Consider the following 8437-nt stretch of genomic DNA (forward strand, 5'->3'; position numbering starts at 1 on the left):
CGGTGTAGCGGCCGCCGGACTGGCCGGTGGAACTGCTGAAGCCGCCCTTGTAGACGTAGAGGGTGGCGGAGGAGTTGCCGACGGCCAGGTCGGCCTTGCCGTCGCCGTCGAAGTCGCCGGCGGCCAGGGACAGGCCCCAGTTGTCGTGCGAGGAGACGGCCGGGTCCGGTACGTCGCTCGCCTTGCCGGTGAGGCCGCTCGCCGAACCCCACAGGATCGCGAGGGCGCCGCCGTCGGTGTCGGTGCCGACCTTCTCGTACGGCGAGGCCACGGCGAGGTCGTCGTAGCCGTCGCCGTTGAAGTCGGCGTACGCCGTCGCGCCGCCGAACAGGTCTCCGCTCTCGGCGTTGCCGGGCACGGTACCGGAGTTCTGGCTGAGGACCGTGCGCTTGGCCGAGGTCACGCCGGTGGTGGTGCTGCCGTAGAGGGCGACGACCTGGCCGGCGTTGGCGTGGCCGCTGACGGAGGCACCGGCGGCCGTGGCCAGGACGTCGCCGATGCCGTCGCCGTTGAAGTCGGCCTTCGCGACCCTGAACGAGTCGGCGGCGGTGGCGGTCGTCGCCGAGACCGTGAGCAGACCGCCGGTCAGCGCGGCAGCGGCGGCCGTCGCGAGGGCGAGTCTCAGGTGCGGGTGGTGCTTCTGGTGCATGCGGGATTCTCCTGCGGCATGCGGGGGATGCCTGGAGGGCATCCGCGTCGATGGGGTGCGGACCGTCCGTGTTTGCCTGGTGTTGTCCTCCGGGACACGGGCGGTTGGCGATCAAGAGACTTCTGGTGGGGCCCAAGGGTTGTACGTGATGTGGCGGGTTCTTCGGCCGCGGCAATCGGGCGTACGGCAACGGCGCCGGCTTCGGCTGAGCTTGTTCTTTATCTACCAAGATCTTCCGGGCTTGCCGATGGCCTTGAGGGTCTCGGGGCGTTTGACGGTCTTGCCGACGTCGTAGCGGGGTGCCCGGTGTTTGTTCTTGACGCCGGCTGGCCGTCCGGGGCCGGCGCCTCGAGGTTTGGGAACATGAGCCGGGCAGGCCAGGTGAGCGCGGATGTTCCTGAACCCCGGCGGACCCGGGCAGGGGTGAGCCGGCCGGAGGCAGCCGGCTTCTCCCAGGGTCGGCGGAAGTCCTTGGCGAGGGGCCGGGCAAGCCGGAGCTGGGTGTGAGCGACGATCAGGATCCAGGTCCAGCGGTCCGCCGCCTCGGGGCTACGGAGTTTCGGGGTGGTCCAGCCGAGGGTCTGCTTCGCGAAGCGGAAGGTGTGCTCCAAGTCGAAGCGGCGGAGAAATGCCTGCCATAAGCGGTCCACATCGTCTGGAGTGACGCCGGTCTTGGAGGACCATAACCACACCGGTGGGGCGTCCCGGTCTGTCGACAGATGCTCGACCTTCAACCGGATCAGCGTGCCCTCAACCAGGGGAAGTTCGCCGTCGTGGTCGAGCCATGAGGAGCCGTGGGTGAGCCGGGGGTGGACCCGGTCCCACGCCTGGGTTTCGGCCTTGCCGTAGTTGATGGTGTCCGTGACCGTGGTGATCGCGGGCTCGGGCCAGGTCTCCGGCTTGGCGAAGCGGAACTCCGGGCCATGCTTGGGCGGCCGGCCGTTCGTCCCCGGCCGGCGGGGCGGCTTCGGCAGCCGCATGACCCGGTCGGACCGCACCCTGCCGACCAGTTCGACGGGCAGGTCACGCAGGACCCAGGCCAGGCGGGTGACGTCGTAGCCGGCGTCGCTGACGATCACGATATGCGGGTCCCCGGTCCGCCACCGGCCCGCGGCGACGAGCCGCTCCACGACGCCCCGCAGCTGGGCGGCGGTGAGGGCGGTCGCATCGTCCGCCGGGCCGAGCCGGACCGCGTCCAGGATCGCGGTCCAGGACGTGGCGCCCGGCTCCAGCACGGCCACGAAGGAACAGGGCCAGCCCGGGATGAACTGGGACGCCGTCTTCGCGCGGCCGTATACGTGGCAGAACAGCCGCTCAGCCGAGCACGGCGCGTCCGAGCGGAGCCACGACGAGACATCGACGGCAAGGACCAGGCGCCCGCCGTCGAACCGCGGCAGCGACAGCCCGGCCAGCACGGTCCGCAGTCGGCCGATGTCGATCCGGCCGTGGTCAGACCGCCATACATCGCTCCATGCCCACGACGATGCTCGGGCAGCAGCGTCAGGTCCACCGGAGACCTCACCGCCCCCTCCGCACACAGCACCGCGTCGGTGAGCTCGAACAACTCGTCGCGCCGAGCGGTCAGACACTCGTAGAACTCGCCCCGGAAGCGTGACGCTTCCGCGAACGCTTCCCTCCGGACAGCATCAGGCAGCAGACTCACCCTCACGGCCTTCGTCTTGGTCACGTGCACCTTGGTCGGAGCACAGGATCAGACGAAGGCCGCCCCCACGTCCGGTGAATCCCCAGGTGAGCGACCCAGTTCGAGACACCGTTCGAGACCGGAAGAAAAAGAACAAGCTTTGTGCTTGTTTCTCATCTTTGAGCTCATCAGCGGATGATCGTTAACGTTAGGGTTACGTCCTGTGACGAGAACCTGGGGACGGATGGGTCGGGGACGTTCGCTGCGCATGCCAGCATGTGCGGCACTGGCCGGAGTGGTCGTCGCAGCGACGGGATGCACAAGCGGTGCGCAGGATTCGGCTGGTGACGACATGGCCCCCGCGGCGCGGACGTACTTGTCGAAGGCGCTGAGCATCATGGAAGAGCACTCACTGCTCCGTCACCAGATCGACTGGGACAACCTTCGAAGCAAGGCGTTCTCGCAGGCCCGCGGGGCGCAGAAGCCCGCGGATACCTACGGGGCGATCGAGTCGGCGTTGGGGTCTCTGGGCGATCGGCACAGCACCTTCTGGAACCCGGAGCAGAGTAAGGAGACCCTGGACTCCTCGGCGCCTTCCTCCGACCCGCCGCAGGCCCGTTCCCTGAAGAACGGCATCGTGTACGTCGCCCTGCCCGGCGTAGACGGCTCCCAGAAGACGTACGACCATTACGTACGGCAGGGCCGGGCCGCCGTGGCGAAGGCGGACGGGGCGCAAGCCTGCGGCTGGGTGGTAGACCGAAGGCCAGAGACGGGCGGCGGCATGTGGCCCGTGCTCGCCGTGGCCGGGCCGATCCTGGGCGACGGCACAGCGGGCAGTTTCGTCGCCGCGGACGGCAAGAAGTCCGTGTGGTCGATCAAGAACGGTGCTCCGTACCTGGACGGTAAGTCGCGGGGATGGAGCACCGGCGGCTGGCGCCTGGCCACCAGCGGGCCACCTGTCGCCGTGCTGACCGGCCGGCGAACGTCCAGCGCGGGCGAGGCCGTCGCGGTGGCCTTCCGCGGACGCCCGGGCACCCGCTCCTTCGGCGAGCCCACCTCCGGCGTCCCGACGGGAAACGCCTCCTACCGCCTGTCCGACGGAGCCACGCTCTTCATCACGGGGGTTAGGGACGCGGATCGCACGGGCCGCACCTACGACGCGCCGATCCCGCCGGACGAGGAAGTCATCAAGGATCCCCGCCCGGTGGCCCGCCATCAGGACGCCGTGCTGAACGCGGCTCAGAAATGGCTGAACAAGCAGGCTTCCTGCCGACACCGGTGAACCACTGTGCGGTCACTTCGGAGATTCCTGGCTGAGAGCCAGGAATCTCCGGGGCGGTCAGCCGTCGGCAGCGGCCGGTTTCCTCGGCCAGCGGGGGGCGGCGCCTTTCCGGGCGAGACGCCTGGTCATGAGGGTGATGGCGGCCCAGCTGATCAGCGTCTCTGAGTGCTGGACGAGCCGTTCGTAGTCCCTCGCGTGGCGGCGGGCGTGCATCATCCACGCGAATGACCTCTCCACGACCCACCTGCGGGGCAGGACGACGAAGCCGGAGGTGTCCTTGGGGCGGCTGACGGGCTTCACCGTGAGGTTGAGGTGCTGTTTCGCCCAGTCAACGAGCTTTCCGGCATAGACGGAGTCGGCCCACACGATCGTGATCTCGGGGTGCATCAGGAGGAGCCGGAAGAGGACTTCCTTCAAGCCGCCCCGGCCGCACATCGTACGGGCCTTGGCCGGCGTGAACGACCAGACCTCGTCCCGGTGGACGTGGGTGTCCGCCAGGAGCAGCAGCCCCAGGTCGTGGGAGTCGTGGACGAAGCGCAGGGAAGGCGGTCTGTAGCGTGTGACGCCGACGGTAACCCCGGAGGCGAGCGGGGCGCTGCCCGCCGGCAGGTGGCCCCTGGTCTTCCCCTCCAAGGCCGGGGGCTATCGACGTTCGGAGTGGCTCCTCTCGGACGGGCCGGCTGTTGGGGCAGGCTTGGGACGTGTCGTCTTTCACCTTGTCCGCTGTGCTGCTGGTCGGGTCCGAGCAGATCACCGTCGAGGCCGAGCTGGGCGAGCTGACGCCTGCTGAAAGCCCGCAATGGGGTGGCCTCCTGCGGGTGCGCCGGAGCCGCTCGCTGCCGCGCTGCAGCGGGGCCTGGACGTCCGTGTGCGCTGGCCCGGCGGGCAGGAACGCACTATTCGCCTGGCGGGAGTGCCGAGGATGGACGACCAGGGGCACCTGATCGTGGCCTTCCTGGGCGAGGGGACATCCCCTGCCGGGTGATGCCCCTGACAGCCCGCGGCCGGCGGCTGCGGCCGGCGGTGGGACAGTTGCTGTCGCGGGCCGCAGCAGGGCCGACGTGATGGTCCTGCCCTTGGAACGATCAGTCCCGGCTGGCTTCGCGGGAGGCGGAAGTCCGTTCCTGCGGGAGGACCGCCGGGTGATGCGCCTGATCATGAAGGTGATGGCCGCCCAGGTGATGAGTGATTCCGAGTGCCGCACGGTCGCGGCCTGGGTGCGTCGCGGCGGCGGCCTGGCCGGCTTGTCGGCGTGTGTCCGGCAGTTGGGGCCGGCGGGCACACAAGCGCCGGCCCGCCCGTGCAGGTTCCGAGCGGGGCCGGCGCGTGCAGGCGAGAGGCAGACTTTCGGTTACCGGTCGGGCCGGTCGTCGTCGACGCCTTCGGTGTCGATCTGCTCCTTGCGGACCTGGCCGCGCACCGTCTCCTCTTCCGTGTGCTCCTCGGTGGACATGCGCACTCGCTCCACCGGCACCGTCTCGGTCTGGGTCACGGGGCGTTCCTCGTGGAGGGTGACCTCGTGCTCGGCCTCGCTGATGCCGGGCCCGGACAGCGCGGCGTCCCGGTTGGCGTCCGTGATCGGCTCGCGTTCGACGCGCACCTCCTCATGGCGTACCGGAACGGTCTGCTGCACTTCTTCGGTGACGACGTATTTGCGCAGCCGGGCCCGGCCCGCCTCCCGGCGCTCGGTGCCGACGTGCATGCGTTCCTCCGAGCGCGTCATGGCGTCGTCCTGACCCGCATCCGGACGGGTGCCGGACATGGCGGCCGCATCCGCGGCGTCGATGTCACCGCCGGCAGTGCCTGGCGGCCCCGCGGCGCCGGTGCGCGCCCAGCCGCCCTCGCCGGGCCGGTTGGCCTGCTGCCAGGCCGCGTCCCAGTCGATGCCGTAGTGCTCATACAGGCGGTGCTCCTCGTCCTCGGAAAGGTGTCCGCCCGCGTCGACGTCGACGTTGGGCGCGTCCTTGACCCTGTCCTTGGGGTAGGGAACCTCCAGATGGTCCTCCACGACGGTCATGGATCGGTACGAAGGACTCGCTGGTACCGAACATGCCGGTCTTCACGCTCACCCACTCGGGCTGGCCGGTGGTGTCGTCGAGGAAGACGTGCTTGGCATCGCCGATCTTGTTGCCGTCCGTGTCGTAGACCGGGTGGTCCAGCACAGTCGGGATCTGCTCGTGGGTGATCACAGTTACCCACCCTCTCTGTCGTTTGCGTTCGGCTCACTGTCCGGCTCACCCGCTGCCGGTGGCGCGAGACCGGGACCCGATCCCCAGCAGCCGCGCTGCTGGAATGCTGGCGTCCCGGCGTGGCCGGACCCAGGACAGCGATGGCGCCCGCGGTTTGTGAGGCGGCCGTGCTGTCACCGCTTCCGGGTGTCCCTTTCGCGCACAGACACACAGCTCACACCGCCCGTTTTGCACCCTTTCGCCCTGACGGCGTCCGCGGATGTCGCCCCGGCTCGCGGCTTCACGGCCAAAGCCAGAGGCGCAGGATCAGGTGCGGGGCGCGACGGGTCAGCCAGGCGCTCGCCAGGCCGATGGCCACGCCGGCAGCGACGTCGCTGGGGTAGTGGGCGCGGCCAGCTGCTTGCACACGCCGTTGGACACCAGCAGGCCCCTCCCCTGCCGACGTCCCGCGCTGGACGTCACCGCCGCCCGGAGGTGGCTGCGGCGTGTGTGCGGTCCGCGGCGGACGCGCTGCTGGGCCTGCCGGGGGGCGCCGCCCGTACTGCCGAACCAATGGGCTCCGCACGGGCCGGTTGGTGTCCGCGGCCCGCCACCCGGAAACGACCTCTGTCCGAGAATGCCGAAAGTCGGGCGATGGCGAGCCGGCCGTCGCACGGCAGGGTTGTCACACCCAGCCATTACGCTGCCGTTCGCCACGGCATCAGCCGACGGCGTGCCGGTCAGACCAGGAGTCGGAGATGGCTCGTACCACCCCGCCGCGTCCCCTCGACATGCAGTTGTTGTTTCCCGAGCTCGCCGCCTATCGCAAGGACACCGTCCGGCTGCATCCGCGACCGGGAAATCCCGGTCCCCGGGAAAGCTCGCTGGGTGGTCCTCTCCTGTGGCCGCAGTCCGTGGACTGGCCGCACTGCGACGACGATCACGGTCAATTCAGTCCTGGAGCGGGTGCGCTGCCCCTGGTGCCTGTGCTCCAGCTGTTCGCCGCCGACGTTCCCGAATTGCCCTTTCCCAGTGGCACGGATGTCCTGCAGGTCTTGTGGTGCCCGTTCGAGCACGGCTATATACCCCAGCCGAAGCTCTACTGGCGCGACAGTTCCACGTGCGTCGGCGAACTCACCGAGTACCCCAGGCCGGCCGGCGCCGAGGAGGACTACCTGCCTGACCCGTGCGTCCTGCACCCGGAACAGGTTGTCGATTATCCGAGCTGGGATCTGCCCGACGAGGTCGCCGAGGCGCTGAAGGAGCGTTTCGATCGAGTGGGGAAGGAGACCGGCTACTCGTATTGGCAGCATCTGTCGGTGGCCGACGGTGTCAAGGTCGGCGGATACCCAACGTGGACGCAGGAGCCGTTCTGGCCCGACTGCTCGGCCTGCGGTCAGCGCATGGCCCACCTCCTCACCGTCAACAGCGCGGAGTTCGACGGGGCCTCATGGCGTACCTGGCTGCCCGTGGAGGACACACCCGATACCGGCACCATCTGGGACCTCCCTTACGAAGACCGTCGATTGATCCAGAGCCCCCCGGGCCTGATGTTCGGTGACATGGGCGGCATCTACCTCTTCATCTGCCAACAGTGTCCCGACCGGCCCTACACCCACTGGTTCGACTGCTCGTAAAGGGGGCGGAACCTACCAGGGCCAACCCCTCAACCGTGGTCAGTGCTCGCGTCACCGAGGGGGTCGAAACCGCCCGCCCGCCAGTTCTGGACGGCGTTCTTCACCGGCCCGACGAAGTGAGCGACTGGCCGCGACTCAGATCGACTTGAGAACCCGAACGCGGTCGGCGATGGCGCGCCGGGCGCGGGCGGTAACCGGCCGCCCTGTTCCTCGATCACGTCGCCGGCGTCGACCCGGACGCAGCAGCTCCGTGGCGATGCCGCATCAGCAGGCCTACGTTGGAGCCATGACCAGAGTCCAGCCGGGAACCGTCGCCGTCCGTGTCGTCGGTGGCCCCGGTTCAAACGGCGAACGGTTCCTGAACGAGCTCGCTCAGTCTTTCCCGGACACTGCACCCCGTCTCCCGTCCGAACTGCGATGGAGTGCCCCGCACACCGGATCCGTGTGGAGCAGGGCATTCGATGTGGGACTTGTTGCTCAAGCGGCGCAGCGGCCGCACGGCAGCGATGGAGCGGTCATCTGGGTGCAAGGCGAGCGGGAGGACGTTCAGGTCGTCTTGGGCGTACTCGATCTCTGGTTCCGTCGGGAGAATCAAGATCCGGTGCATCCCGTCGATCAGTACGTTGAAATCGCCATGGAGCTCACACCGCGTTGACACGTGCCCAGCAGCAGCCAACCGTGTGGGTGATGACAGACCTCCGGAACGGCGAGACGCTCGGCAGAAAGTTGAGAACACCCTGCACCTACAGACCACTTCAGAGGTCGTTTTCCTCTATAGCGCGGTGTTATCTGATGGTTTGCGCCTGCTGATGATCTGGTGCTGGTGAGTCTGCAGGGCGGGCCGCGGCTCGCGGGGCTGATGGTGTGGCGTCTGGGGAGAGGGCCGACTTAAGCCTGTCTCATTCCAGGACGCCCGGATCTGTCCCGTGCTCCCGCGAGGTAGAACACACGCCTGGGCGCACGCCCCCGAACAGCGGTATGCCCAGGTCATGACCGATCGTCGTGCGTATCCGAGTGATCTGTCCGATGCCCGCTGGGAGTTGATCGAGCCGGTGCTGT

General features: G+C 68.7%; 5 protein-coding genes and 3 pseudogenes. 4 read left to right on the plus strand and 4 right to left on the minus strand.

Translation table 11 applies throughout. From position 1 onward, the window contains the following. Both H293_RS0129815 and H293_RS52905 read right to left on the minus strand, forming a co-directional pair. A partial coding sequence (locus tag H293_RS0129815) for an FG-GAP repeat domain-containing protein (RefSeq protein WP_020121486.1) occupies positions 1 to 649 on the minus strand: 649 nt, incomplete at its 3' end. Between the two features lie 222 nt (positions 650 to 871). After that, a pseudogene (locus H293_RS52905) lies at positions 872 to 2312 on the minus strand (NF041680 family putative transposase). Positions 2313 to 2643: 331 nt separating this feature from the next. Here H293_RS52905 and H293_RS0129825 point away from each other — a divergent pair. Then, positions 2644 to 3573, plus strand: coding sequence for a S41 family peptidase (locus H293_RS0129825; protein ID WP_020121487.1), 930 nt, complete (start codon positions 2644 to 2646; stop codon positions 3571 to 3573). Positions 3574 to 3642: 69 nt separating this feature from the next. On the opposite strand, the pseudogene H293_RS50155 reads toward H293_RS0129825, so the two are convergent. Then, positions 3643 to 3987, minus strand: a pseudogene (locus H293_RS50155) (transposase); the annotation flags it as partial. Positions 3988 to 4274: 287 nt separating this feature from the next. On the opposite strand from H293_RS50155, the gene H293_RS58510 reads away from it, so the two are divergent. After that, positions 4275 to 4517: a hypothetical protein gene (locus H293_RS58510; RefSeq protein WP_158694447.1), complete on the plus strand. Its 243-nt coding sequence runs from the start codon at positions 4275 to 4277 to the stop codon at positions 4515 to 4517. A gap of 407 nt (positions 4518 to 4924) precedes the next feature. On the opposite strand, the pseudogene H293_RS52910 reads toward H293_RS58510, so the two are convergent. Next, positions 4925 to 5762: pseudogene (locus tag H293_RS52910) on the minus strand (DUF2382 domain-containing protein). A 737-nt stretch (positions 5763 to 6499) separates the two neighbouring features. On the opposite strand from H293_RS52910, the gene H293_RS0129845 reads away from it, so the two are divergent. Next, the gene (locus H293_RS0129845; protein WP_020121491.1) at positions 6500 to 7378 is read left to right on the plus strand and encodes a YwqG family protein; all 879 of its coding nucleotides are present in this window, start codon (positions 6500 to 6502) and stop codon (positions 7376 to 7378) included. 286 nt (positions 7379 to 7664) lie between these two features. Next, on the plus strand, positions 7665 to 8033 hold the full coding sequence (locus tag H293_RS58515) for a hypothetical protein (protein WP_158694448.1): 369 nt from the start codon (positions 7665 to 7667) through the stop codon (positions 8031 to 8033). The last annotated feature ends 404 nt before the right edge of the window (positions 8034 to 8437 follow it).

This window comes from Streptomyces canus 299MFChir4.1 (assembly GCF_000383615.1).
In the GTDB taxonomy this organism is placed as follows: domain Bacteria; phylum Actinomycetota; class Actinomycetes; order Streptomycetales; family Streptomycetaceae; genus Streptomyces; species Streptomyces canus_C.

Bases quoted from the DNA above. Each gene is read 5' to 3' on its own strand.
- H293_RS0129825 (WP_020121487.1), top strand. From the start codon at position 2,644: ATGGCCCCCGCGGCGCGGACGTACTTGTCGAAGGCGCTGAGCATCATG.
- H293_RS0129845 (WP_020121491.1), top strand. From the start codon at position 6,500: ATGGCTCGTACCACCCCGCCGCGTCCCCTCGACATGCAGTTGTTGTTT.
- H293_RS58515 (WP_158694448.1), top strand. From the start codon at position 7,665: ATGACCAGAGTCCAGCCGGGAACCGTCGCCGTCCGTGTCGTCGGTGGC.